This is a genomic window from Aminobacter aminovorans, from assembly GCF_900445235.1.
Lineage (GTDB): Bacteria > Pseudomonadota > Alphaproteobacteria > Rhizobiales > Rhizobiaceae > Aminobacter > Aminobacter aminovorans.
Window position 1 is genome coordinate 484,250 of sequence record NZ_UFSM01000001.1, and the last position, 23,354, is coordinate 507,603.

20 protein-coding genes are annotated in these 23,354 nt (G+C 64.2%); 12 read left to right on the forward strand and 8 right to left on the reverse strand.

The genetic code is table 11. From position 1 onward, the window contains the following. Positions 1–59: 59 nt before the first annotated feature. The 3 genes from trpS (at position 60) to DY201_RS02385 (ending at position 2,519) form a co-directional block, all read left to right on the forward strand. Positions 60–1,127: a tryptophan--tRNA ligase gene (trpS, locus tag DY201_RS02375; RefSeq protein ID WP_115729816.1), complete on the forward strand. Its 1,068-nt coding sequence runs from the start codon at positions 60–62 to the stop codon at positions 1,125–1,127. Positions 1,128–1,299: 172 nt separating this feature from the next. Further along, positions 1,300–1,791: a universal stress protein gene (locus DY201_RS02380; RefSeq protein WP_115729817.1), complete on the forward strand. Its 492-nt coding sequence runs from the start codon at positions 1,300–1,302 to the stop codon at positions 1,789–1,791. Positions 1,792–1,943: 152 nt separating this feature from the next. Beyond that, positions 1,944–2,519 carry a NifU family protein gene (locus DY201_RS02385; RefSeq protein WP_115729818.1) on the forward strand — a complete coding sequence of 192 codons (576 nt, stop codon included), beginning with the start codon at positions 1,944–1,946 and terminating at the stop codon, positions 2,517–2,519. 90 nt (positions 2,520–2,609) lie between these two features. Here DY201_RS02385 and DY201_RS02390 read toward each other — a convergent pair whose 3' ends face one another. Continuing rightward, positions 2,610–3,230, reverse strand: a complete 621-nt coding sequence (locus DY201_RS02390; protein WP_115729819.1) for a L,D-transpeptidase — start codon at positions 3,228–3,230, stop codon at positions 2,610–2,612. Positions 3,231–3,526: 296 nt separating this feature from the next. On the opposite strand from DY201_RS02390, the gene DY201_RS02395 reads away from it, so the two are divergent. Further along, the gene (locus tag DY201_RS02395) at positions 3,527–4,027 is read left to right on the forward strand and encodes an MmcB family DNA repair protein (protein ID WP_115729820.1); all 501 of its coding nucleotides are present in this window, start codon (positions 3,527–3,529) and stop codon (positions 4,025–4,027) included. 79 nt (positions 4,028–4,106) lie between these two features. On the opposite strand, the gene DY201_RS02400 is transcribed toward DY201_RS02395, so the two are convergent. From DY201_RS02400 to hrpB, 3 genes are all read right to left on the reverse strand, one after another. Beyond that, positions 4,107–4,667 carry an ActR/PrrA/RegA family redox response regulator transcription factor gene (locus DY201_RS02400; RefSeq protein ID WP_115729821.1) on the reverse strand — a complete coding sequence of 187 codons (561 nt, stop codon included), beginning with the start codon at positions 4,665–4,667 and terminating at the stop codon, positions 4,107–4,109. Between the two features lie 164 nt (positions 4,668–4,831). Then, the gene (locus tag DY201_RS02405; RefSeq protein ID WP_115729822.1) at positions 4,832–6,157 is read right to left on the reverse strand and encodes an ActS/PrrB/RegB family redox-sensitive histidine kinase; all 1,326 of its coding nucleotides are present in this window, start codon (positions 6,155–6,157) and stop codon (positions 4,832–4,834) included. Positions 6,158–6,336: 179 nt separating this feature from the next. Then, positions 6,337–8,799 carry an ATP-dependent helicase HrpB gene (gene hrpB, locus DY201_RS02410; protein WP_115729823.1) on the reverse strand — a complete coding sequence of 821 codons (2,463 nt, stop codon included), beginning with the start codon at positions 8,797–8,799 and terminating at the stop codon, positions 6,337–6,339. Between the two features lie 238 nt (positions 8,800–9,037). On the opposite strand from hrpB, the gene DY201_RS02415 reads away from it, so the two are divergent. Then, the gene (locus DY201_RS02415; protein ID WP_115729824.1) at positions 9,038–9,760 is read left to right on the forward strand and encodes a hypothetical protein; all 723 of its coding nucleotides are present in this window, start codon (positions 9,038–9,040) and stop codon (positions 9,758–9,760) included. Between the two features lie 82 nt (positions 9,761–9,842). On the opposite strand, the gene DY201_RS02420 is transcribed toward DY201_RS02415, so the two are convergent. Continuing rightward, positions 9,843–10,952 carry a Gfo/Idh/MocA family protein gene (locus tag DY201_RS02420; protein WP_115729825.1) on the reverse strand — a complete coding sequence of 370 codons (1,110 nt, stop codon included), beginning with the start codon at positions 10,950–10,952 and terminating at the stop codon, positions 9,843–9,845. A 219-nt stretch (positions 10,953–11,171) separates the two neighbouring features. On the opposite strand from DY201_RS02420, the gene DY201_RS02425 reads away from it, so the two are divergent. Together DY201_RS02425 and ilvD are read left to right on the forward strand one after the other, a co-directional pair. Beyond that, positions 11,172–12,050, forward strand: a complete 879-nt coding sequence (locus DY201_RS02425; protein WP_115729826.1) for a MurR/RpiR family transcriptional regulator — start codon at positions 11,172–11,174, stop codon at positions 12,048–12,050. Between the two features lie 141 nt (positions 12,051–12,191). After that, the gene (gene ilvD / locus DY201_RS02430) at positions 12,192–14,033 is read left to right on the forward strand and encodes a dihydroxy-acid dehydratase (protein ID WP_115729827.1); all 1,842 of its coding nucleotides are present in this window, start codon (positions 12,192–12,194) and stop codon (positions 14,031–14,033) included. A 687-nt stretch (positions 14,034–14,720) separates the two neighbouring features. On the opposite strand, the gene DY201_RS02440 is transcribed toward ilvD, so the two are convergent. Then, positions 14,721–15,644 carry a MerR family transcriptional regulator gene (locus DY201_RS02440; RefSeq protein WP_115729829.1) on the reverse strand — a complete coding sequence of 308 codons (924 nt, stop codon included), beginning with the start codon at positions 15,642–15,644 and terminating at the stop codon, positions 14,721–14,723. Positions 15,645–15,915: 271 nt separating this feature from the next. Between DY201_RS02440 and DY201_RS02445 the strand changes: the two genes are divergently transcribed. Both DY201_RS02445 and DY201_RS02450 read left to right on the forward strand, forming a co-directional pair. Then, positions 15,916–17,304 (forward strand): pyridoxal-phosphate dependent enzyme, encoded by a 1,389-nt coding sequence (locus DY201_RS02445; RefSeq protein ID WP_115733543.1) that lies wholly within the window; start codon positions 15,916–15,918, stop codon positions 17,302–17,304. Beyond that, positions 17,301–18,467, forward strand: a complete 1,167-nt coding sequence (locus tag DY201_RS02450) for a cystathionine gamma-synthase (protein WP_115729830.1) — start codon at positions 17,301–17,303, stop codon at positions 18,465–18,467. Before DY201_RS02445 ends, DY201_RS02450 begins: the two co-directional genes overlap by 4 nt. Positions 18,468–18,566: 99 nt before the next feature. Here DY201_RS02450 and DY201_RS02455 read toward each other — a convergent pair whose 3' ends face one another. Beyond that, positions 18,567–19,055 carry a MarR family winged helix-turn-helix transcriptional regulator gene (locus DY201_RS02455; protein WP_115729831.1) on the reverse strand — a complete coding sequence of 163 codons (489 nt, stop codon included), beginning with the start codon at positions 19,053–19,055 and terminating at the stop codon, positions 18,567–18,569. A gap of 88 nt (positions 19,056–19,143) precedes the next feature. Between DY201_RS02455 and DY201_RS02460 the strand changes: the two genes are divergently transcribed. Then, positions 19,144–20,025 carry an EamA family transporter gene (locus tag DY201_RS02460; RefSeq protein ID WP_207904363.1) on the forward strand — a complete coding sequence of 294 codons (882 nt, stop codon included), beginning with the start codon at positions 19,144–19,146 and terminating at the stop codon, positions 20,023–20,025. Between the two features lie 274 nt (positions 20,026–20,299). On the opposite strand, the gene DY201_RS02470 is transcribed toward DY201_RS02460, so the two are convergent. Next, the gene (locus DY201_RS02470) at positions 20,300–21,232 is read right to left on the reverse strand and encodes a LysR family transcriptional regulator (RefSeq protein ID WP_115729833.1); all 933 of its coding nucleotides are present in this window, start codon (positions 21,230–21,232) and stop codon (positions 20,300–20,302) included. Between the two features lie 119 nt (positions 21,233–21,351). Between DY201_RS02470 and DY201_RS02475 the strand changes: the two genes are divergently transcribed. Continuing rightward, positions 21,352–22,350, forward strand: coding sequence for a dipeptidase (locus tag DY201_RS02475; RefSeq protein WP_115729834.1), 999 nt, complete (start codon positions 21,352–21,354; stop codon positions 22,348–22,350). A gap of 30 nt (positions 22,351–22,380) precedes the next feature. After that, complete coding sequence (locus DY201_RS02480) at positions 22,381–23,343, forward strand: ABC transporter substrate-binding protein (RefSeq protein WP_115729835.1); 963 nt, start codon at positions 22,381–22,383, stop codon at positions 23,341–23,343. Positions 23,344–23,354: the final 11 nt, after the last annotated feature.

The following is a 23,354-nucleotide window of genomic DNA, read 5'->3' on the forward strand; positions in this document are numbered from 1 at the left end:
AAGCGCCACTCGAATTTCGCCGCGCGCGAAACGGCCCTCCACAAGCCACGGGATCCATCATGACCGCCTTCAAACCGCTCATCTTCTCCGGCGTCCAGCCGACCGGCAATCTCCATCTCGGCAACTATCTCGGCGCCATCCGAAAGTTCGTCGCCCTGCAGGACACCAACGAGTGCATCTACTGCGTCGTCGACCTGCACTCGCTGACCGCTCAGCTCGTCCATGACGACCTGCAGAGCCAGACGCGCTCGATCACCGCCGCATTCCTGGCTTCGGGCATCGATCCGAAGAAGCACATCGTCTTCAACCAGGCGCGCGTTTTGCAGCATGCCGAGCTTGCATGGATCTTCAATTGCGTGGCGCGCATCGGTTGGATGAACCGGATGACGCAGTTCAAGGACAAAGCCGGCAAGGACCGCGAGAACGCCTCGCTGGGCCTGCTCGCCTATCCGAGTCTGATGGCTGCCGACATCCTGCTTTATCGCGCCACCCACGTGCCGGTCGGCGAAGACCAGAAGCAGCATCTTGAGCTGACCCGCGACATCGCCCAGAAGTTCAACAACGACTTCTCGGCGCGCATCGCCGATCTCGGCATCGGCGTCGAGATGCAGGTGGGCGAAGAGACGGTCAATGGCTACTTCCCGATAACCGAACCGATCATCGGGGGGCCTGCGGCGCGCATCATGTCGCTGCGCGACGGTTCGAAGAAGATGTCGAAGTCGGACCCGTCAGACCTGTCGCGCATCAACCTGACCGACGATGCCGACACGATCTCGAAGAAGATCCGCAAGGCCAAGACAGATCCGGCGCCGCTGCCGAGCGAGCTCGACGAATTGAAGGAACGCCCCGAAGCGGAAAACCTGGTCGGCATCTATGCCGGCCTGGCCGACACGACCAAGGAAGAGGTGCTGCGCCAGTTTGCCGGCCAGCAATTCTCGGTGTTCAAGCCGGCCCTTGCCGACCTCGCTGTCGACAAGCTGGCGCCGATCGCCGGCGAGATGCGCCGCCTGATGGCCGACCCCGGCCACATCGACGCCGTGTTGCGCGACGGTGGTGACCGCGCCCGCGCCATCGCCGAAACGACGATGAAGGACGTACGCAACATCATCGGCCTGCTCGGCGACTGACAGCAACCTCGGCGCTGGCTGCTTGCGGGCGGCCGGCGCCGGTGGCAGATTGGAGCCTGTTCCATCCGAAGAGTTCGGAATGGGGCTCTCTTGTTGGAGCATGATCTTGTCCGAAAACCGGGTTCCACTTTTCGGGATCATGCTCTGGAACATTGCGCAACACGGGTAGCACATGGTCTCCAAACGCCTCAGCAAGGAAGCCGGCCACCGGCGCAAGTTCCTGGCGATCATCGACGACACGCCAGAATGCGAGCGCGCGGTCGCCTACGCCTCCAAGCGCGCCAGGAGCACCAGCGGCGTGCTGGTGCTGCTCTATGTCATCGAACCAGACGACTTCCAGCATTGGCTGGGCGTCGAAAAGATCATGCGGGAAGAAGCCACCGCTACGGCCAACGCGGCGCTTGACGGCCATGCCGCCAAGGTGCGCGAGAATCTCGGCATCGAGCCGGAGCTCGTCGTACGCGAAGGCCGGCCGGCCGAAGAGATCCACAAGCTGATTGAAGACGACCAGGATATCGCTATCCTGGTCCTGGCGGCAGGCGCCGGCAAGGAAGGCCCCGGCCCGCTCGTCGCCTCGATCGCCGGCAAGGGTGCCGCTTTCCCGATCCCGGTGACGGTAGTGCCACAGAACCTGTCAGACGAGGACATCGACAGCCTGGCCTGAACCTCTGGCCTTGATAAACCCCTGGCCTAATAGACTGGGCGCAACATATTGGCGCGGTGGCGCGCCAGCGGCTTGAATGTCGGCCGTGCAAAGCCTAATTAGAACTATTCCAAACTGAGACATCCCGCGCGCGCGGGCACGGAGACACGTCCATGTTCATCCAGACCGAAGCGACCCCCAATCCGGCGACGCTGAAGTTCCTGCCGGGCAAGGAAGTCCTACTCGAAGGCACGGCCGATTTCCGCGACGCCGACAGCGCGCGTGCGGCTTCGCCGCTTGCGGGCCGGCTGTTCGACATTCCTGGTGTCACAGGCGTGTTCTTTGGCTACGACTTCATCACCGTGAGCAAGGACGGCCCCGACTGGCAGCACCTGAAGCCGGCGATCCTCGGCTCGATCATGGAGCATTTCATGTCGGGCGTGCCTGTTATGGCCGGCCAGGCCGCCGGTGGCGGCGGTCATCATGACGACGAGAACGAATTCTTCGACAAGGCCGACGCCGAGATCGTCGTGACGATCAAGGAGCTGCTCGACACGCGCGTGCGCCCGGCGGTTGCCCAGGACGGCGGCGATATCACCTTCCGCGGCTACGAGAACGGCACCGTCTTCCTGCACATGAAGGGCGCCTGCGCCGGCTGCCCGTCGTCGACGGCGACGTTGAAGCACGGCATCCAGAACCTGCTTCGCCACTTCGTGCCCGAGGTGCAGCAGGTCGAACAGGTTTCCTGAGCCAAGAAGCCTTGTATCAGACAACAAAAAACCGGGCCAAAGTGCCCGGTTTTTCGTTTGCGTCGTCCGTGTTGCCTGGACGGCTCGCTGTTATTTCACGATGACCTTGGCGCCGACTTCGACGCGATTGTAGAGGTCGATAATGTCCTGGTTCATCAGGCGGATGCAGCCCGAGGACATGGCCTTGCCGATGGAGCTCCATTCCGGCGTGCCATGCAGGCGGTAACCGGAATCGCCACCCTTGTTGAAGAGATAGAGGGCGCGGGCGCCGAGCGCGTTCTTGGGGCCGCCGGGCATGCCGCCCGACCACTTGGCGAGCTCGGGCTGGCGCTTGATCATTGCGGGGGGCGGCGTCCACACCGGCCATTCGCGCTTGACCGCGATCCGGGCCGTGCCCTGCCACTCGAAACCTTCGCGGCCGACGCCGATGCCGTAACGCACGGCCTTGCCTTCGGGCTGGACGAGGTAGAGGAACTTCTGCGCGGTATCGACAACGATGGTGCCGGGCTGCTCGTCGGTCTCGTAGCGCACGATCTGGCGATGGAACTGGCGCGGGACCTTGCTGATCGGAATCGTCGGCAGCTGGTAGCCGGCATCGACGCGACCGCCATAGTCGTTGGAGAACATGCGCGACACGCCGTCGGTCGAACAGCCCGCCAGAGCGGTGGTCAGCGCCAGGGCGGCGACAATGGCAAGAGACTTCAATTGCATCTAGGGGTTCCCAAGCAAGAGCGCATCCGGACCGATTCGGCCTCATTTTGGCCACCATTCTTACCGGGCAGGCGTTTTGCTTGCCAAGCCTCGCGTGCCGGTTAAGCCGCCCCCGGGTTAACGTAAGGGACGGGTTATGGCATTTCGGCAACACGCATCGCGGGAAAATCCAACAGATTCAACGACAGGCCGCAATGATGCAACCTGTAGCTATTTGCGGACGCGTGGCGGGAGCGTGGCTGGAATAATCCAGCTGACGGGTTCAAAACGTGAACAAATGATGCGATGATTGGTCCATGCCGATCATTTCACCTCTTGCTTCCAACCCTCTCATCGATGGTCGCCAGTCCGAGCGGGCCATGCTGGTGCGCCGCGGCGTGCAGCGTCTGCTGATGCAGATGGGCGCCCATGTGCTGCCCGAACTGTCGCTGGCGACGGGCCGCCGCGCCGACCTCGTGGCGCTGACGCGCCAGGGCGACATCTGGATCATCGAGATCAAGTCGTCGATCGAGGACTTCCGCGTCGACCGCAAATGGCCCGACTACCGGCTGCATTCCGACCGCTTCTTCTTCGCCACCCATCCCGAGGTGCCGGCCGGGATCTTTCCCGATGAATGCGGCTTCATCCTGTCGGACGGCTATGGCGCGGAGATCATGCGCGACGCGCCCGAGCACAGGATGGTGGCAGCGACACGCAAGGCGCTGATGCTGCGCATCGCCCGCGCCGGCGCTGCCCGCCTGCTGGCGGCGGAACTGGCCGGCGTTTCGGTGCCGGCGCTGGAGGGGGAAAGCGAGTGATAGGTGAGTAGGGAGATCGGTTTCGGGCCTTACTATTCCTTACTCCCTTACTCCCTTACTCCCCTATTCCCTTGTCTGCTTACCGCGGCGCCCGCTTGGCGAGGATGCGCTGGAGCGTGCGGCGGTGCATGTTGAGACGGCGCGCGGTTTCGGAGACGTTGCGCTCGCACATCTCGTAGACGCGCTGGATGTGCTCCCAGCGGACGCGATCGGCCGACATCGGATTTTCCGGGGGTGCCGCGCGCTCTCCGGAAGAATTGGTCAGCGCGGCATAAACGTCGTCGGCATCGGCCGGCTTGGACAAATAGTCGATGGCGCCCAGCTTCACGGCGGTGACGGCAGTGGCGATGTTGCCATAACCGGTCAGGATGACGGTGCGGGTGTCCTCGCGGCGCTCTCGGATGGCCGACACAACATCGAGACCGTTGCCATCGCCCAGCCGCATGTCGACAACGGCGTAAGCCGGCGGATTCGAGCGCACCTTGGCGACCGCTTCCTCGACGCTTTCGGCGGTATCGACGGCAAAGCCGCGGCTTTCCATGGCGCGGGCCAGACGGGTCAGGAAGGGCTTGTCGTCATCGACGAGCAGCAGTGAGTGGTCTTCGCCCGGCAACCCGGATGCAATGTCCTGGGTGGTCATCGCCTTTGATCCTTTTTGTCGTTGATCCCAGTCGTTCTTATCGTTTTTCCATGCAGATATAGGTGCAAAGCGCCGATGTCCAATGGCGGGACCCTTCCTGCGACGATCGCAACCGTTTTGCCGCAAGGGCTCCAGCGCTCTGGAGCACCCGTCGCGGCCTCCGTTCAGGCGGTGTCGAACATCGTCGTGCCGGCCGGCAGCCGGCTCAGGAAGGCGGCGCGTGGCCAGGAGATTTCGACCACTGCGCCCTCGCCAGGGCCGCTCGAATTGGTGAAGCTGATCTCCGCACCCGATCGCTCGAGCAACGTCTTGGCAATGAACAGGCCGAGCCCCAGGCCGCCGCCGGGTTCGGCACCCTGGCGGGTCGACATGTAGGGTTCGCCGATGCGGTCGATGATCTCCGGCGGGAAGCCGGGACCGTCATCCATGATAACGAAGCTGACGTCCTCGTCGTCCCAGCTCCAGCGGATGGTGACGCGGCTGCGGGCGAAATCGACGGCGTTCTCGACCAGATTGCCGAGGCCGTAGATGACGCCCGGATTGCGGTGGCCGACCGGCTCGGGACCGATGCGATCACCGGGGTCGAGCTTGATCGAAATGCCGAAATCGCGATGCGGGGCAATGACCTCCTCGACCAGCGAGGTCAAAGGCAGCCGGGCAAGATGCTCCTCGCCCTCCGACGACAGGCTGGTGAGGCGTTTCAGGATTTCGCGGCAGCGCTCGCTCTGGCTGCGCAGCAGCGTGACGTCCTCGCCGAATTTCGGATCGTTGCCGAGGGCACGCTCCATCTCCTTGGCGACGAGCGTGATCGTGGCAAGCGGCGTGCCGAGCTCATGGGCGGCGGCGGCGGCGAGGCCGTCGAGCGCCGACAGATGCTGCTCGCGCTGCAGCACCAGCTCGGTGGCGGCAAGGGCATTGGCGAGCAGTCGCGCCTCGTCGGCGACGCGGAAGGCATACATGGCGGTGAAGGCGATCGAGCAGACGACGGCGATCCAGATGCCGGCTGTGTAGATGAAGGGCATGGCCAGCACGATGCCGTCATACCAGGGCAGCGGCAGGTGGAAGAAGGCGAGCAGGCTGACCATAACGATGACCACGACCGCCAGCATGGCGGTCAACCGCAGCGGCAGCGACGTCGCCGAAATGACGACCGGCACCGTCATCAACAGCGAGAAGGGATTGGTCAGTCCGCCGGTCATGAACAGCAGCCCGGCCAGTTGCAGGCTGTCGAAGGTGAGGATGCCGAAAGCGGCGAAGGGGTTGAGCCGGTGCGCCGCCGGATAGCGGAAGGCGAGGAACAGGTTGAGCCAGGCGGAGCTGGCGATGAGCGCGAAACACAGGCTGACCGGCAGCGGAAATTCGAGCCAGTAGGCGACGACGACGACGGTAAAGCTCTGGCCGACGATGGCGAGCCAACGCAGGCGGATCAGCGTGTTGAGCCGGAGCCGGTGGCTCTGCTGGAGGTCGGGGGCGCGCATCAGTGAGTTCATGCCAGCTATATGCGCTGCAAGGCGCGCCCGCGCCAAGCCCTGGCTTGTCGTTTGAGCATGATCATGTCCGAAAACCGGTATCCACTTTTCGGGATCATGCTTCAGTTGCTTGAGCCTGATCCCGGCCAAAAACCGGCATCCGCTTTTCGCTACGCCGACCTTCGGTTCGGGATCATGTTTCAGGTACCGCGCGGCTTGGCGCGGGCGGTCGCCTGCGCCTCCAGCGGGTTGTCGGGCCAGACATGCCGGGGGTAGCGGCCGCGCATGTCGGAGCGCACATCGGCCCAGGAGCCGCGCCAGAACCCGGGCAGGTCGCGCGTCGTCTGGATCGGCCGGTGCGCCGGCGACAAGAGCTCGAGCGTCAGCGGCACCGTGCCGCCGGCGATCGAGGGATGCTTGTCCATGCCGAACAGTTCCTGCACCCGCACCGCAAGGACCGGCCATTCGCCGTCATAGCGGATCGGCACGTGGCTGCCCGAGGGCGCACTGAAATGGGTCGGCGCGAGCGAGCCGATCTTGCGCTGCAGGTCATGGGGGACGAGCGACAGAAGGGCATCGTGAAGCACGCCGGTGCCGACGCGGGCAAAGGACGCTTCGCCGCGCAGGAAGGGCAGCAGCCAATCCTCAAGGCTGTCGAGCAGTGCCCCGTCGGACATGTCGGGCCAGGGATCGCCCAGGCCGCGATGCAGCCAGGTGAGGCGCTGGCGCAGCGTCTCGGCCTCCTTGCCCCAGTCGAGCAGGCCAAGGCCGTGAGCGCGCAAGGCCTGAAGGATGGCGCGGTCGGCTTCTTCGCCCTTGGGCGCCGGCAGCATGCGTTCGGACAGGGTGACTGAGCCGATGCGGACGGTTTCACGAACACGGACGGAACGCTTTTCCCTATCGAAACTGACCTCGCTCTTCCGCTCAAGATGCGAGCCGAGGACAGTGCGGATGTCGGCCTCGGAGACTGCGGCGGCAGACGAGATGCGGGCGTTCTGCGCCTTGCCCTGCAGATCGGCGACGACGAGATATTGTTCGCCGGCGAGCGGATCGGCGGCGTCGACGGCAGCACCACTGCCATTGGCCAGCACGAAGCGGCCGCGCTCGCCGCGCGCCTTGGCGACACGATCGGGCCAGGCGAAGAGCAGAAGGACGCCAGGGGTGGGTGCATCATCTGACGGCTGCCCGGCAGTGCCTGCCTGCCGCGCCAGCCGCTCCGCCAGCTGCCGCGCCGCATTGGCGCGGGGCGAACGCTCGTTGCGGAAGCGCTGCAGGCGGCGTTCGAGATCGGCGCTGTCGCCGCCGAGACCGCGCTCGGTCATCAGCACGGCAAGCTGCGCTGCCTCAAGCGCCGCGCCTTGACGCGCCGCTTCGGCGACCATGTGGGCGAGCCGAACCGGCAGCGCCAGCTTACGCATCGCCTGGCCGGACGCCGTCAGGCGGCCATCGGCGTCGATGGCTTCGAGCTCGACGAGAAGCGCCTTCGCCTCGGCCAAAGCGGGCGCCGGCGGAGGGTCGAGGAAGGCGAGCGTCGTCGGGTCGGCGACGCCGAAGGCGGCGCAATCGAGCAGGAAGCCGGAGAGATCGGCCTCGAGGATTTCGGGCGGCGAGAAGGCCGGCAGTGCCGCCGTCTGCTCGGCACGCCACAGGCGCACGGCGACACCCGGGCTGGTGCGACCAGCACGGCCGGCACGCTGGTCGGCGGCGGCGCGCGAGGCGCGCACCGTCTCAAGCCGGGTCAGGCCGCTCGCCGGCTCGTATTTCGGCAGCCGCGACAGGCCGGAATCGATGACGACACGGACGCCGTCAATGGTGATCGAGGTCTCGGCGATTGCGGTCGCCAGCACCACCTTGCGGCGGCCTGCCGGCGCTGGCTTGATCGCCGCGTCCTGGGCCTTGCCGTCGAGCATGCCATAGAGCGGCACGATGTCGACATCCGCGCCGACACGGCCATCGAGGCGCTCGGCGGTGCGCTCTATCTCGCGCTGGCCAGGCAGGAAGGCAAGCACGCTGCCCGGTTCGTCGGCGAGCGCGTCACGGATCGCCTTGGCCATGGCGTCCTCGATGGCAACGCCCGCCGGGCGCTCGTCATAACGGATGTCGACCGGGAAACTGCGGCCCTGGCTTTCGATCACCTCGGCGCCGTCGAGCAGCTTCGAGACGCGGGCACCGTCGAGCGTCGCCGACATAACGATCAGCCGGAGATCGGGGCGCAGCGCGCCCTGCACGTCGAGCGCCAGCGCGAGGCCGAAATCGCCGTCGAGCGAACGCTCGTGGAACTCGTCGAACAAGACGGCGGCGACACCCGGCAGCTCGGGATCCTCGAGGATCATGCGGGCGAGCACCCCCTCGGTGACGACAAGGATTCTCGTCTTCGCGCTGACTTTGTTTTCCATGCGCATGGCGTAGCCGACTGTGCCACCCGGCTCCTCACCGAGCAGCGAAGCCATGCGGCGGGCGGCGGCGCGGGCAGCTAGCCGCCGCGGCTCGAGCAGCACGACCTTACCATCACCACGCCAGGGCGCAGCGAGCAGCGCCAGCGGCACCAGCGTGGTCTTGCCGGCGCCGGGAGGTGCTACCAGCACGGCGCTATTGCCGGCCGCAAGCGCTTCGGCAAGTTGCGGCAGTACCGCCATCACCGGCAGGTTGGGGAGCTTGATCATCGGTTACGTTCCGGCCTTTGGCGCCGCATGCGCGGCAGGCCGGGCAATATCAGGCAGGAGCGGGGCGAGGCAACATCGCAACACTCCGAAAAGGTGGCGCAAGGACCTGGCCGACACTTGCGCGAAATGAAGCCGGCTCATCACAGACGGTCGCCAAGAGTGATCGGCCCCGCCCTTGCTTCGCCGGAATGAAGCGTAGCGTGACGCTTTGGTGACGGTCTTACGACAGGAGGGGCCCGTGGCAGAATTTGCGCATCCGATACTTGCCGGCGCAACGCCGGATCCGCGGCGGAGCGGCCAGATCCGGTTTCTCGTGGTGGCGCTGGCGCTCGTCGGCGCCGTCACCACCGCTGCGGCACTTGCGGTGATCGTTGCGCCCGGCATCCGTCACCTGTTGCTCATGGAAGACGGTATCGTCGAGACGGGGACGGTGCTCTTCCTGGCTGCCGCCGTGTTTGGCGCCGCGGCTTCGACGCTGCGACGTGGTCCCAGGATTACGGTCGTGCTTGCCGGCCTGATCGGGTTTGCCGAGCTGCTCGACGAGACCAGCTTCGGCGCCCGCCTGTTCGGCTTCCAGCCACTGGGGCTTTATGGCGGCGGACAACTCGACGGTTTCCACGACCTCCTGATCCTTGCTTACCGCATGTTGCGCGATGTCAGCCACGGCCTCGCCTGGCTTCTGGTCGCTCTGATACTCGCGCTGTCAGCAGGGCTGGTGTTGCTCGCCTTGCGCCACATCAGGCAAGGCATGGCGGGGACAACGACATGGCCGTCGGGCCATGCGCTGCTCCTTCTGCATGTCGGCTTCATCGGGCTGGCGCAGGCGATCGACATCGCAGCCTCATCACGCGCGCTCGCCGCCGTCGAGGAAGTGCTGGAGATGAACGCCGCGATGTTGCTGGCGGCTTATGTCGTGCAGGTGGGATGGCCGAACGCCGCTCGGCGAAGTGGCGTGCGCTGAAAAAGGCCCCTCTCCGTCACGGCTTTGCCGTGACACCTCTCCCACGGTGTGGGGCGAGGAACCCAAGTCTTGAGAGACTTGCCTACCTTACCTTCACCCACTTCTGCTCGGCAAAGGACTGCGCCATGGCGTGCACCGTGCGCTCGATCTCAAGGCCCTCGTCGAAGTCGATGACACGCGCCGGCTGACCGGCGATGCGGGCGAGCAGTTCGCGGCATTCGATGGTCTTGAGGTCGTTGAAACCGAGGCCATGGCCGGGGGCTGGGATGAACTTGCCGTAGGGCTCATGGACGGGGGCGGCGAGGATGGTGCGGTAACCTTGCTCGGTCGGGCGGTCCGAGGTGACATAAAGCTGGATTTCGTTGAAGCGCTCCTGATCGAAGACGATGGAGCCCTTGGAACCGAAGATCTGGACCTGGATGCGGCCCTTGCGCCCCCAGGCGGAACGGTTGACCAGCAGCGTGCCGGGAACGCGGTTTTCGAGATGGATCAGGCTGGAGGCGATGTCATAGGTCTCGACCGCTCGGCGGCCGCCGCCGGCGACCTGGCGATCTGCATAGGGCTTGGCCATGTCGCACATGACGCGGCCGACGCGGCCGAACAGGGCTGATATCAGCGACAGCGGGTGGACGGCGAAATCGTCGAGCGCGCCGTAGCCTGACTTGGCCTCGTGTTTCCAGAAGAACGGCGCTTCGGGATCGGCCATGAAGTCCTCGTCCATCTCGACGCGGAGATGGTTGACGTCGCCGATTATCTTTTCGTCGAGCAGTTGCCTGATGTGACGGATGGCCGGGCTCTGGATGTAGTTGTAGCCGAGCACGGCTACCTTGCCCGATTTGCGGGCAGCCGCGGCCATGGCTTCAGCCTCTGCCAATGTCGGCGCCATCGGCTTTTCGCACCACAGATGCTTGCCGGCTTCGAGGATGGCGATGGCCATCTCCGGATGGAACTGGTTAGGCGTGGTCAGCGAGACGATGTCGACCTCCGGATCGGCGACGACGGCGCGCCAGTCGCCCGACGACTTTTCGAAACCGAGTTCGGAAGCGCGCTGGGCAGCGAGGTCGGCATTGGCCTCGCCGAGATGGACGAGCCTGACCTTGTCGACGTCGCCGAACACCGTGCGCACCGAATTCCACGCCAGCGCATGGCACTTGCCCATGAAGCCGGTTCCGATAAGACCTACGCCTGTCACTTCACGCTCTCCCGGTTTATAGAGCTCGCATTCCAAAGGCTCGGAACGGGCTCAAGCTTTCTTGCCGGAGCATGATCTTGTCCAAAAACCGGTTCCCATTTTTCGGGATCATGCTCATGGCGGATTGAATAGTCGAATTTTGGCTAAAATGGAACATACAGTTCATTTTATTTGGACAGCCCGCAGTGGCGGCGTTATGGTGGAATAGGCGGAGGCGGAATGGACGACATGGCGGACACTGTTTCGGAGGCACTGCCACGGGATTTCGAGGCGCTGAGGGCGCTGATCCTCGACCGCAGGGAAAGCCTGCCCAAGCGCATCGCCCAGGTGGCGGCCTATGCGCTCGACAATCCCGACGAGATCGCCTTCGGCACTGCCGCCAGCATCGCCAGTTCCGCCGGCGTGCAGCCCTCGACGCTGATCCGCTTTGCCCAGCATCTCGGCTATGACGGCTTCACCAGCCTGCAGCAGGTTTTCCGCGAGCGACTGCGCGAGCGCACGACGTCCTACGAAGAGCGGCTGACCGTGGTGCGCGGGGATGCCGACGACGGCACCAGCAATCGTCGCATCGTCGATGGTTTCCTGGCAGCGGCCAGCAAGTCTATCGACGTGATGTCGCGCAACATCGACGACGAGACGCTTGACCGGGCTATCGATCTCCTCAACGGCGCCGAGACGATCTACATCCTGGCCCGCCGCCGCTCCTACCCGGTCGCCAGCTACATCGCCTATGCGCTGGGCAAGCTCGGCGTGCGCAGCCATTTGATCGAATCCGCCTCGGGGCTGAGCCCGGAGATCATTTCCTTCGCCACACCGAAAGATGCCGTCATCGCCATCAGCTTCTCGCCCTATGCCTCGGCAACCGTCGAGGAGGCGCGGGTACTATCGGCAAACGGCGTGCCTGTCGTGGCGATCACCGACAGCGCGTTTTCGCCCTTGGCGCAGTTTGCCAAGGTGTGGTTCGAGGTGGCCGAAGCCGATTTCGGCGGCTTCCGCTCGCTTGCCGCCACCATGGCGCTGGCGATGGGCCTGACCGTCGGCGTGGCGGAGCTGCGACGCGGCCGCAAGGGCCGGAAATCGGCCAATTCCAAGGCTTGAAACCGCGCCTGCACTGCACGACATGCATGGCAGCTGCCCGCTGTCGTCATGCCAGATACCTGCTCAGGCGAAAAATGGTTGACGCAAGGGCGATAGTGGCTCAATCCCACTGTTAGCCATCTATTGTATGAGAGAGCCCCCATGCCTGCTTATCGTTCGCGCACCACCACCCACGGCCGCAACATGGCGGGTGCCCGTGGCCTTTGGCGCGCCACCGGCATGAAAGACACCGATTTCGGCAAGCCGATCATTGCTGTCGTAAACTCCTTCACCCAGTTCGTGCCCGGTCACGTGCACCTGAAGGACCTCGGTCAGCTGGTCGCCCGCGAGATCGAGGCCGCCGGCGGCGTGGCCAAGGAATTCAACACCATCGCCGTCGACGACGGCATCGCCATGGGCCATGACGGCATGCTCTATTCGCTGCCGAGCCGCGAGATCATCGCCGACAGCGTCGAATACATGGTCAACGCGCATTGTGCCGACGCCATGGTCTGCATCTCGAACTGCGACAAGATCACGCCCGGCATGCTGATGGCAGCGATGCGCCTCAACATCCCGGCGGTGTTCGTCTCGGGCGGCCCGATGGAAGCCGGCAAGGTGGTGCTCGGCGGCAAGAACGTCGCGCTCGACCTGGTCGACGCGATGGTCGCCGCCGCCGACGACAAGGTTTCGGACGAAGACGTCAAGATCATCGAGCGTTCGGCCTGCCCGACCTGCGGCTCGTGCTCGGGCATGTTCACCGCCAATTCGATGAACTGCCTGACCGAAGCGCTTGGCCTGTCGCTGCCCGGCAACGGCTCGACGCTGGCGACCCATGCCGACCGCAAGCGCCTTTTCGTCGAGGCCGGCCACCTGATCGTCGACCTCGCCCAGCGCTATTACGAACAGAATGACGAGAGCGTGCTGCCGCGCTCCATCGCCTCGAAGGGGGCATTCGAAAACGCCATGGCGCTCGACATCGCCATGGGCGGGTCGACCAACACGGTGCTGCATATCCTGGCCACGGCCCATGAAGGCGAGATCGACTTCGACCAGGACGACATCGACGCGCTGTCGCGCAAGGTGCCGGTGCTGTGCAAGGTCGCGCCGGCAAAGTCGGACGTGCACATGGAAGATGTGCATCGCGCCGGCGGCATTTTTGCCATCCTCGGCCAGCTCGACAAAGCCGGCCTGCTCAACCGCGACCTGCCGACCGTGCATACCGCGACGATCGGCGAAGCCATCGATCATTGGGATACGTCGCGGACCAAGAGCCAGGCGGTGCGCGACTTCTACCTCGCCGCCCCCGGCGGCGTGCCGACGCAGACAGCCTTCAGCCAGGACCGGCGCTGGGACGATCTCGACCTCGACCGCGAAAAGGGCGTCATCCGCTCGGCCGAACATGCCTTCTCCAAGGACGGCGGCCTCGCCATACTCAAGGGCAACATCGCGCGCGACGGCTGCGTGGTGAAGACAGCCGGCGTCGACGAGTCGATCCTGAAATTCTCGGGCCCTGCCCGCGTCTTTGAAAGCCAGGACGCCTCGGTCAAGGCGATCCTTGGCAACGAGATCAAAGCCGGCGACGTGGTGGTGATCCGCTACGAGGGCCCGAAGGGCGGCCCCGGCATGCAGGAAATGCTCTACCCGACCAGCTACCTCAAGTCGAAGGGCCTGGGCAAAGCCTGCGCACTGCTGACCGACGGCCGCTTCTCCGGCGGCACATCGGGCCTGTCGATCGGCCACGTTTCGCCTGAGGCGGCCAATGGCGGCACGATCGGGCTGGTGCGCGAGGGCGACATGATCGACATCGACATCCCCAACCGCACGATCAGCCTGCGTGTCGACGAAGCGACGCTCGCCGCCCGCCGCGCCGAGCAGGACGCCAAGGGCTGGAAGCCCATGGAAGTGCGCAAGCGCAAGGTGACCAAGGCGCTGAAGGCCTATGCCGCCTTTGCCACCTCGGCCGACCGCGGTGCCGTCCGCGACCTCGGCGAGTTTGAATAGCCTGAGACCGACGAACAACAAAAGGGCCCACATCGCGGGCCCTTTTTCGTTTGGCTGGCGACTACGCCCGACCGCTGCACCTGATGAAATTCGTTCTTCGGCATCGACCGGGAATACAATCTCGCCTCGTTCGCCCCTGGCCCCCTCGGATAACGCGGCAACCAATACCCGCGGGTCATGTCGCCCGTTGCACCACCATCGATGATGAGCCGCAGAATGATGACCGGATGTCGTCGATGGTATCAAGAAACGCCGTGCGGATTAGTGATTCAAATTGCTGGACGAGAATTTCCAGCCGCTGACGAGGTGCGAGGCGCTGAAGCATACTGTAGTCTACCGTCCAACCTGCTAATGGGATTTGCAGCTAATCGCGGGAGATACCCAGATGAACGGTTGGGGAATGTGGATCTTTGGCTTCGTGGTTATAGTGGCGCTAAACGTGATAGCGAACATGATGGCACAAAAACTCCATCCAACATTGTCTAACGACAGTGTTGGGCGAAGAGTTAGCTATCGTGTAGTGTTCGCTTTCTCGATATTCGTACTACTCGGGATTTGTGTGTTGATGCTGTTTGCCCTCGAGTCCGCTGGGTATCGGCTGTAGTCATGCCGCACACCACGCCTTCCAAGCCACCACGGTAGCCGCCGGCGGTATCGGTAACAGGTTGGCGATGACGCGCTCGTTGGCTACAGCGCCCCGGCCATGGCGCCGTTGATCCAGCTCCACTCTTCGCTGATCGTGTCGGGCTGGCGGTCGCCCCTGAGGATGCGCAGCAGTTCGTAATAGCGCGCCGACCGCGAATGGTACTTGCGGTACTGGTTGTCGTGCCAGTCGAGGAAGGCCTTGTCGGGTGTCCTGTTCATCGCCTTGGCCGAACTGGCCAGCCAGTCTCGGGCGATCGCCTTGCCGGTTTCGGACCCCGGCGTCTCGCCCTTGTCGATGGCTTGGCGGACGCGGGCGAAGATGGCGTTGGAGGCCTCGGCATAGGCCGCGGGATCGAACGCGCCGTCCCACATCGACGACATGCTGTTGCGCAGCTCCATGGCGTATTCCTTGTCCGAAACGAAGGCCATGATCTCGGTCCAGGCGTCGACCTGCTCGGGCGTGGGGTCGTCGGGCAGGTCGGGTGTCGAAGCGTCGATCATCTGCTTCTTCCATTCCGGCGAGACATTGGCTTCAGAGGCCACGTCTTCGAAGAAGCGCTCGATGGCGGCTCGGAATTCAGTCTGGGAGAGCTTTGTCACGGTCCATATTCTCCTGAGGTCGTCTGTTGTCGGGTCGGGAACCCGGATGGCCGCCTTGAGGGCGGCGGCGACACGGCGCTTGGACTTGATTTCCGCCTCGAGCGCCTTGAGCCTGAGCTCCAGCACGGCCGAGATGGCGAGGCGGTTGGACAGGATCTTGCCGATGTCGGCGAGACTTACGCCGGCATCGCGCAGGGCAAGGATGAGCCCGAGCCGTTCGAGATCGACGCCCGAATACATCCGGTAGCCGCTCTCCGCCCTGACCGTCGGGGGCAAAAGCCCCCTGTCGGAGTAGAAACGGAGCTTGCGAACGGTGATGCCGCTCAGCCTGGAAAGCTCACCGATGGTGTAGATCCTGTCGTCCATGACAGCCCTTCTAGGTGCTCCACCAAGTGGAGAGTCAACAACAGCCGGAAAGAGAAATGTATTGCCCGCAAACGGAACTAAAGCTGGCGCGTGAGAATTTCCTTCTCAAGCTTTCGTACGAAACGAAAAGCCCTGCCTTTGTTCGTTTGGGGCAGCACCGGTAAATGCGGCCAGGATGGCCAAACGGCCGCAACACGCTTCCGGGCGGCTGGTATCCGCCCGCCCGACATGGGATATTCCGATGAACCTGCCTGCCGAGGGAGACGCCGCCATGAGCCGCTTGAATCCGCCCTTCAGGTCCGTGCTCGATTTGATCGGCGAAACGCCCGTTGTCGAATTGACGCGTTTCGACACCGGCCTGTGCCGGCTGTTCATCAAGCTCGAAAGCCAGAACCCCGGCGGTTCGATCAAGGACCGCATCGCACTTTCGATGATTGCCGCGGCCGAGCGCGAGGGCAAGCTCAAGCGCGGTGGCACCATTGTCGAGGCGACCGCTGGCAATACCGGGCTCGGACTGGCGCAAGTGGGTATCCCCAAGGGCTACCGCATCATCCTCGTCGTGCCCGACAAGATGAGCCGCGAGAAGATCCAGCACCTGCGCGCGCTCGGCGCCGAGGTCAGGCTGACGCGCTCCGACGTCGGCAAGGGCCATCCCGAATATTACCAGGACATGGCGGAAAAGATCGCCGCCGAGACCCCTGGTTCGTTCTATGTCAACCAGTTCGCCAATCCGGCCAACCCGCTTGCACATGAGACGACGACCGGTCCGGAGATCTGGGAACAGCTCGAAGGCGATGTCGATGCGGTGGTGGTGGGTGTCGGCTCGGGCGGCACTCTGACCGGGCTCGGGCGGTTCTTCGCCAAAGTGTCGCCCAAGACCGAGATGGTGCTGGCCGATCCGCTGGGCTCGGTGCTGGCGCCGCTGGTCAAGACCGGCAAGATGGAAGAGGCAGGCAGCTGGACCGTCGAAGGCATCGGCGAGGACTTCGTGCCGCCGAACTGCGACCTGTCGCTGGTCAGACGCGCCTACACGGTCAACGACAAGGCAAGCATGCTGGCCGTGCGCGACCTGCTTGCCAAGGAAGGCATCCTGGCCGGCTCGTCGTCGGGCACGCTGCTTTCGGCGGCCCTGCGCTACTGCCGCGAGCAGAAGACGCCAAAGCGCGTGGTGACCTTCGTCTGCGACAGCGGCAACAAGTATCTATCCAAGGTGTTCGACGACTTCTGGCTGGCCGAACAGGGGCTGGACGAGCGCGAACATCATGGCGATCTCAGCGACCTGGTGGCGCGCTCGCATCGCGAGGGCGGCACGGTGTTCGTCGGACCTGGCGACAGCCTGCTGACGGCCTATGGCCGGATGCGGCGTGGGGACGTGTCGCAGCTACCGGTGCTGGAAGACGGCAAGCTCGTCGGTATCGTCGACGAGAGCGACATACTGGCTGTTGTCGAAGGACCCTATGACAGCCGCTGGAACCGCTTCAACGCACCCGTCTCGACGGCGATGGCAAAGGACCTGCACACGCTGCAGGCAAACCAGACGCTCGATGCGCTGCTGCCGATCTTCGACCGCAACGAAGTGGCGATCATCTTCGACGGCGAGGAATTTGTCGGGCTGATCACTCGGGTCGACCTCATCAACCATCTCAGGCGAGCAAAATGACGACGCAGAAGAACCGGCTGGCATTTTCGACGCGCACAATCCACGGCGGCCAGAGCCACGACCCGACGACGGGCGCCGTCATGGTGCCGATCTACGCCACCTCGACCTATGGCCAGCAGAGCCCGGGCGTGCACAAGGGTTTTGAGTACGCCCGCAGCCAGAACCCGACGCGCTTTGCCTTCGAGCGCGCCATCGCCGACCTCGAAAGCGGCTCCGCCGGCTTCGCCTTCGCCTCCGGGCTGGCGGCGATCGGCACTGTGCTCGAGCTGCTCGACGCAGGCGCGCATATCGTTGCCACCGACGACATCTATGGCGGGACGTTCCGCCTGCTCGAGCGGGTGCGCAAGCGTACCGCCGGGCTGCAGGTGAGCTTCGTGGACTTCACCGACCTCGCCGCCGTCGAGGCGGCGATCCGGCCGGAGACCAAGATGCTGTGGGTCGAGACGCCGACCAACCCGCTGCTGCGCATTGTCGACCTTGAAGGGGTCGCGGCGCTCGCCAAGCGCAAGGGCGTGCTTTCGGTCGCTGACAACACCTTCTGCAGCCCCTATCTGCAGCGGCCGTTGGAGCTCGGCATCGACATCGTCGTGCATTCGACGACAAAATATCTCAACGGCCATTCCGACATGGTTGGCGGCTGCGTCGTGGTGGGCGACAACAAGGAACTGCGCGACCAGCTGAAGTTCCTGCAGAATGCCATCGGTGCGATCTCCGGACCATTCGACAGCTTCCTGGCGCTGCGCGGCATCAAGACCTTGGCACTGCGCATGGAGCGGCATTCGCAGAACGGCGCCCAGATCGCGCGCTGGCTGGAAGGGCGCAAGGATGTGGGACGGGTGATCTATCCGGGGCTCGACAGCCATCCGCAGCATGGAATTGCCAAGGCGCAGATGCATCATTTCGGCGGCATGATATCGGTCGACCTCGACCGTGACCTCGCCGGCACCAAGCGCTTTCTCGAACGCACGCAGCTGTTCACGCTGGCCGAAAGCCTTGGTGGCGTCGAAAGCCTGATCGAGCACCCGGCACTGATGACGCACGGCTCTATCCCGGCGGAAAAGCGCGCCGCGATCGGCATCTCGGATTCGCTGGTGCGGCTGTCGGCAGGCATCGAGGATGGCGATGACCTGATCGCCGACCTGGAGCAGGCGCTGGCGGGGTGACCCGCCAAATCCTGCCCGAAAGGGCGAGATATTGTGGCGGCACCCTGGTCTCCCACCCCCTTGTGGGGAGGGTTAATTCCAGGCTGGCCGTAGCTGATGTCAAACGCTCTCGAATCCGACCAAAAACTTGCTGAGCAGCGCGTCGAGCGCCGCCCGCTCCTCCTTGGACAGCATCGAGACGATGCGCGTCTGCGTCGCGACATGGTCGGTGACGGCGGCGTCGATGATGGCGAAGCCCTTGTCGGTCAGGGAGACGATGAGACTGCGGCGGTCGTCGGGGTTGAGCCGACGCTCGACGAGGCCTGCCTTTTCCAGCTGGTCGACGCGGTTGGTCATGGTGCCCGAGGTGATCATCATCGTCTCCGAGAGATCGCCGGGTGACAGCGCATAAGGCGGCCCCGAACGACGCAGCGTCGCCAGCACGTCGAAGCTGGCGAAGTTCAGCCCATGCGCGGCAAAGGTCTTCTCCATCTCGCGGCCGAGATGCTGCGATACTCTGTTGGCGCGGCCGATAAGCCCCATCGGCGCGACGTCGAGGTCGGGCCGTTCGCGGTTCCACTGGGCAAGAATGTCGTCAACCTGATCCATGGCTCACCATTCCGATTATTTCTCTTGACGTCAAGAGAATATGGATTATCTTGAAATCAAGATACTCGATGTAAAGAGAGATGCAGCCATGACGACGCGCAACACCGACCTGCTGCTGACGGCAATCGCCCCTGCGATCTGGGGCAGCACCTATATCGTGACGACTGAGTTTCTGCCCGCCGGCTACCCGCTGACGGTTGCCATGCTGCGGGCGCTTCCAGCCGGCCTGCTGCTTCTGCTGCTCGTCCGGCAGTTGCCACAGGGCATCTGGTGGGCTCGTGTGTTCGTGCTCGGCGCGCTCAACTTCTCGGTCTTCTGGTGGCTGCTGTTTGTTGCCGCCTATCGCCTGCCGGGCGGGGTGGCGGCAACCGTCGGTGCGATCCAGCCGCTGGTCGTCATCCTGCTCGCCCGCGCCTTGCTCGGCTCGCCGATCCGCCCGCTTTCGATCGTGGCTGCCCTTGCCGGCATGGCTGGCGTGGCGCTGCTGATCCTGACGCCGCATGCGGCACTCGACCCCATCGGCATCGCTGCCGGCCTCGCCGGTGCCGTGTCGATGGCCGCTGGCACGGTACTCAGCCGGCGGTGGCAGCCGCCAGTCACGCCGCTGACCTTCACCGCCTGGCAGCTGACATCAGGTGGCCTGCTGCTGCTCCCCATCGCCCTGATGCAAGAACCGTCACTGCCTTCACTGACCACCGCCAACCTGCTCGGCCTCGCCTGGCTAGGTCTGATCGGTGCGGCACTGACCTACATTCTGTGGTTCCGCGGCATCGCCCGGCTGGAACCGTCTGTGGTGTCGCCACTCGGCTTCCTCAGCCCGATGACCGCCGTGATCCTCGGCTGGTTGGTGCTCGGCCAGTCGCTCAGCGCTGCACAGATCTTCGGCATGGTCGCTGTACTCGGCAGTGTCTGGCTCAGCCAGCGCGCCCAGCAGGCCAAGCCGGCTCCAGCCAGGCTCGCCACTGCCTGAACAAATGCGCCGCCTTCGGGCGGCGTCTCCCTCCAGACAATCAACAACTTTTTCTCTTCTGGCTGCGGCCGGCAGAAGGAGATTCCGACGTCCAAGATCCTGGTGCTGCCGCGTTCCCGAGCTGATGGACGAAGCAGCGATGCTGCTCAAGGCGGGCATCCGGCACGACGACACGCCCCTGGCCACACCAAGCGAACTCGCCGACTATGACGCCATCGCCTTCGGCACGCCGACGGCTTGTTGCGACGCCGCCTGCAGTGCCGGCGATTTCCGACTAGGCCGGGAGTGGCTGCGCCGTCCTCAGCGGACGCGGCTTGAGATGGCCCAAAAGCGCATCAAGGAAGACCCGCGTCTTGCGCGGCATCAGTTGCCTGCTCGGAAAGACGGCGCGCACCATGGCCGGAGCAAGACTCCATGCCGGCAGGATACGGACGAGTTCGCCGCTTGCCAGGTAAGGCCGCGCGAAAAGATCGGGCATCGCCGTAATGCCGGCGCCCGAGCGCGCCAGGCGGAACAGCAACTCGTAAGAATTCGCGCAGACCCGTCGTCCCGACATATCGGCGGGAACCGACTGGGCGTCCTTGTTCAAAACCCAGTTGACCGGAACGCCATCGGCGAGCAGCACCAGCACGTCATGCTCTGCGAGGGCTTCGGGCGCATCGGGCTGGCCGGCGCGATCCCTGTACTGTGGCGAGGCATAAAGACCGATACCGAGGTCGACCAGATGCCGGGTGGTCAACCTCAGGTCCTGCGCTTCGCCACCGATCCGTATGGCGAGATCGAAACCGTCGGCAATGACGTCGACATAACGAGGCGACAAATCCAGTTCGAGCTGGATTTCGCCATATGCCTTGCTGAATTCAGCCAGCATCGGTGCGAGCGAGATTGCGGCAAGGTCGCCGGGAACGGAGACACGCAGCCGTCCCGACGGGGTCACCTGCCGGTGTTCGGCGACCGCCATGACTGCATCCACCTCGTGGATGATCTGTTCGGCGGGGATGAGAATGCGCTGGCCCATCTCGGTCAGGAAGTTGCGCCGCGTGCTGCGCTGGAGCAGGCGCTCTCCCAACTGGGCTTCGAGGACGGTGATACGCCGGGACACTGTCGACTTCGGCAGACCAAGCCGTTCAGCGGCAGCGCTGAAGCTCCCCGTTTCCGCAACGCGCGCAAAGATCATCAGGTCGAATGGATCGGGCGTTGTCGGCATGGCGGAGCCTTGATTGGTTCAAGTATGAAACAATCAAACCCATTCCCGCCAATAGCGCAACGACGAGATTGCCGATTAGCTGACCGCTTGGACTTCATTGCTCAGCGGGTGCAGACGACGTGACTGTTTCAGCCAACAACCTCATCGCCAAGGCTGTCGTCTGGGAAAGTGCCGTGGGCTGGACTCCCGAATGTCTCGATGAAGGACCTGACATGCTGGTCCGCTATCGCGACGCGGGGTTCTCCTTCCTGTCGCTCACAATCGGCGCCGACTGGGACCGACCGGAGCCGACGTTCCGGCATCTCTCCCAACAAAGGCGCTGGTTCGAACAACGCGCCCACGATTACCAGCTCATCGAAACCGTGGCCGACATCCGCGCTGCCAAGCAGTCGGGCAAGATGGCGATCGGCCTGCATCTGCAAGGTGCCGGCCCGGCGGCGCACGAGCCGGCGATGATCGACAGCTGGTACCGGCTTGGGATCCGCTGGATGATCGTGGCCTACAACACCCGCAACCCGCTTGGAGACGGCTGCCACGAGCCCTCGGATGCCGGGCTTTCCATGCTGGGTCGTGCCTTCGTGTCCGAGGCCAACCGCGTCGGCATGATGCTCGACGCAAGCCATGCCGGCATCAACACGTCGCTCGACATCATCGAACTATCGGAAAAGCCGGTGGTGTTCTCGCATTCAAGCGTGCGCGCACTGAAGAACCACGAGCGCAATATCGACGACGTCCAGATCAAGGCACTCGCCCGCCGCGGCGGCGTTGTCGGCATCAACTCCATCGGCGCCTTCCTGACCGACGACAACCGTTCCGACGTTCCGGCGCTGATGCGCCATATCGACTACGTCGCCCAGCTCGTCGGGCCCGAACATGTCGGCCTCGGCCTCGACACCGTTTTCTACCAGCCCTTCATGACCAAGCTCTACGACTCCGGTCCGATGATGGCGTTGCGCGGCTATCCGCGTCCGCCCTGGGCCGATGTCAAACCCGAAGTCCTGCCCGAGCTGGTCGAAGCGCTGGAACGCCATGGCTATTCGGAGACGGCCATACTTGGCGTGCTGGGCGAGAATTTCCTGCGGGTCGCCGAACAGAACTGGCGTCCCTCCATCGTGTAATCCCAACCTTAGGAGCGTGTCGTGAAATTGATGAAGTGGCTGCTCGCTGCAGCCTTGCTCACCGCCGCGAATGGCGCAGCCCTGGCTGACCCGAAGCTGGTCGAGATCGCCAGCTTCGGCGAGCACCCGGCGCTCAACCAGGTCGCCGAAGGCTTCAAGGCCCGGATGAGCGAACTGGGCTACGTCGAAGGCAAGGACGTCACCTACGGCTTCCAGCACGCCAATTTCGACCGCAGCCTTGTTCCGCAAATCCTGCAGCAGGTGGAAGCCAAGCATCCGGCGCTGATCCTCGCCATCACTACCGGCCTCAACCAGGCGGCGGTGCGCGGCATTACCGACAAGTCGATCCCGGTCGTGTTCGGCGCGGTCGTCGACCCGGTCGTGGCGGGCATCGTGCCGAGTTGGCAGCACGGCTCGGCCTGGAGCACCGGCGCGTCCATGCTGCCCGACTTCGATGCTTCCTTCGACTACATCAAGAAGGTGTTGCCCGACGTCAAGAAGGTCGGGACCTTGTTCAATCCGGGCGAAGACAACGACACCTCCAATATGGAGCTGATCCACAAGGCGGCCGAAAAGGCCGGGATCGAAATCGTCGGCGTGCCGGTCGACAATCCCAACGACCTGCCCCAGCGTGTCCAGACCTTCGCCGGACAGGTGGACGCCATCTTCCTCATCCAGTCCAACGTGGTGCAGACCTCGGTACCGGTCGTTGCCCAGGTGGCGCAGAGGATCAAGTTGCCGCTGTTCAACTCGGTCTACGCCCCTGACCTCAAGGACCAGCTCGCCGGTTTCCACGCCATCTCCTATCGCAAGAATGGCGAGCATGCCGCCGATATCGCCGACCGCATCCTCAAGGGCGAGAAGCCGGCCGACATTGCGCCCTATGTTCCCAAGGGCGAAGACTTCGACGCCTATGTCAGCCCCAAGGGTCTCGCAGCCGTCGGCCTGACGGTTCCGGAAGCGCTCAAGGACAGTCCATGGCTGCTCAAGTGACAGCGGTGAGC

What these genes read in the sequence shown, in the direction of transcription:
- trpS (WP_115729816.1), top strand. Translation starts at nt 60, where the DNA reads ATGACCGCCTTCAAACCGCTCATCTTCTCCGGCGTCCAGCCGACCGGC.
- DY201_RS02380 (WP_115729817.1), top strand. Translation starts at nt 1,300, where the DNA reads ATGGTCTCCAAACGCCTCAGCAAGGAAGCCGGCCACCGGCGCAAGTTC.
- DY201_RS02385 (WP_115729818.1), top strand. Translation starts at nt 1,944, where the DNA reads ATGTTCATCCAGACCGAAGCGACCCCCAATCCGGCGACGCTGAAGTTC.
- DY201_RS02390 (WP_115729819.1), bottom strand. Translation starts at nt 3,230, where the DNA reads ATGCAATTGAAGTCTCTTGCCATTGTCGCCGCCCTGGCGCTGACCACC.
- DY201_RS02395 (WP_115729820.1), top strand. Translation starts at nt 3,527, where the DNA reads ATGCCGATCATTTCACCTCTTGCTTCCAACCCTCTCATCGATGGTCGC.
- DY201_RS02400 (WP_115729821.1), bottom strand. Translation starts at nt 4,667, where the DNA reads ATGACCACCCAGGACATTGCATCCGGGTTGCCGGGCGAAGACCACTCA.
- DY201_RS02405 (WP_115729822.1), bottom strand. Translation starts at nt 6,157, where the DNA reads ATGAACTCACTGATGCGCGCCCCCGACCTCCAGCAGAGCCACCGGCTC.
- hrpB (WP_115729823.1), bottom strand. Translation starts at nt 8,799, where the DNA reads ATGATCAAGCTCCCCAACCTGCCGGTGATGGCGGTACTGCCGCAACTT.
- DY201_RS02425 (WP_115729826.1), top strand. Translation starts at nt 11,172, where the DNA reads ATGGACGACATGGCGGACACTGTTTCGGAGGCACTGCCACGGGATTTC.
- ilvD (WP_115729827.1), top strand. Translation starts at nt 12,192, where the DNA reads ATGCCTGCTTATCGTTCGCGCACCACCACCCACGGCCGCAACATGGCG.
- DY201_RS02440 (WP_115729829.1), bottom strand. Translation starts at nt 15,644, where the DNA reads ATGGACGACAGGATCTACACCATCGGTGAGCTTTCCAGGCTGAGCGGC.
- DY201_RS02445 (WP_115733543.1), top strand. Translation starts at nt 15,916, where the DNA reads ATGAGCCGCTTGAATCCGCCCTTCAGGTCCGTGCTCGATTTGATCGGC.
- DY201_RS02450 (WP_115729830.1), top strand. Translation starts at nt 17,301, where the DNA reads ATGACGACGCAGAAGAACCGGCTGGCATTTTCGACGCGCACAATCCAC.
- DY201_RS02455 (WP_115729831.1), bottom strand. Translation starts at nt 19,055, where the DNA reads ATGGATCAGGTTGACGACATTCTTGCCCAGTGGAACCGCGAACGGCCC.
- DY201_RS02460 (WP_207904363.1), top strand. Translation starts at nt 19,144, where the DNA reads ATGACGACGCGCAACACCGACCTGCTGCTGACGGCAATCGCCCCTGCG.
- DY201_RS02470 (WP_115729833.1), bottom strand. Translation starts at nt 21,232, where the DNA reads ATGCCGACAACGCCCGATCCATTCGACCTGATGATCTTTGCGCGCGTT.
- DY201_RS02480 (WP_115729835.1), top strand. Translation starts at nt 22,381, where the DNA reads ATGAAGTGGCTGCTCGCTGCAGCCTTGCTCACCGCCGCGAATGGCGCA.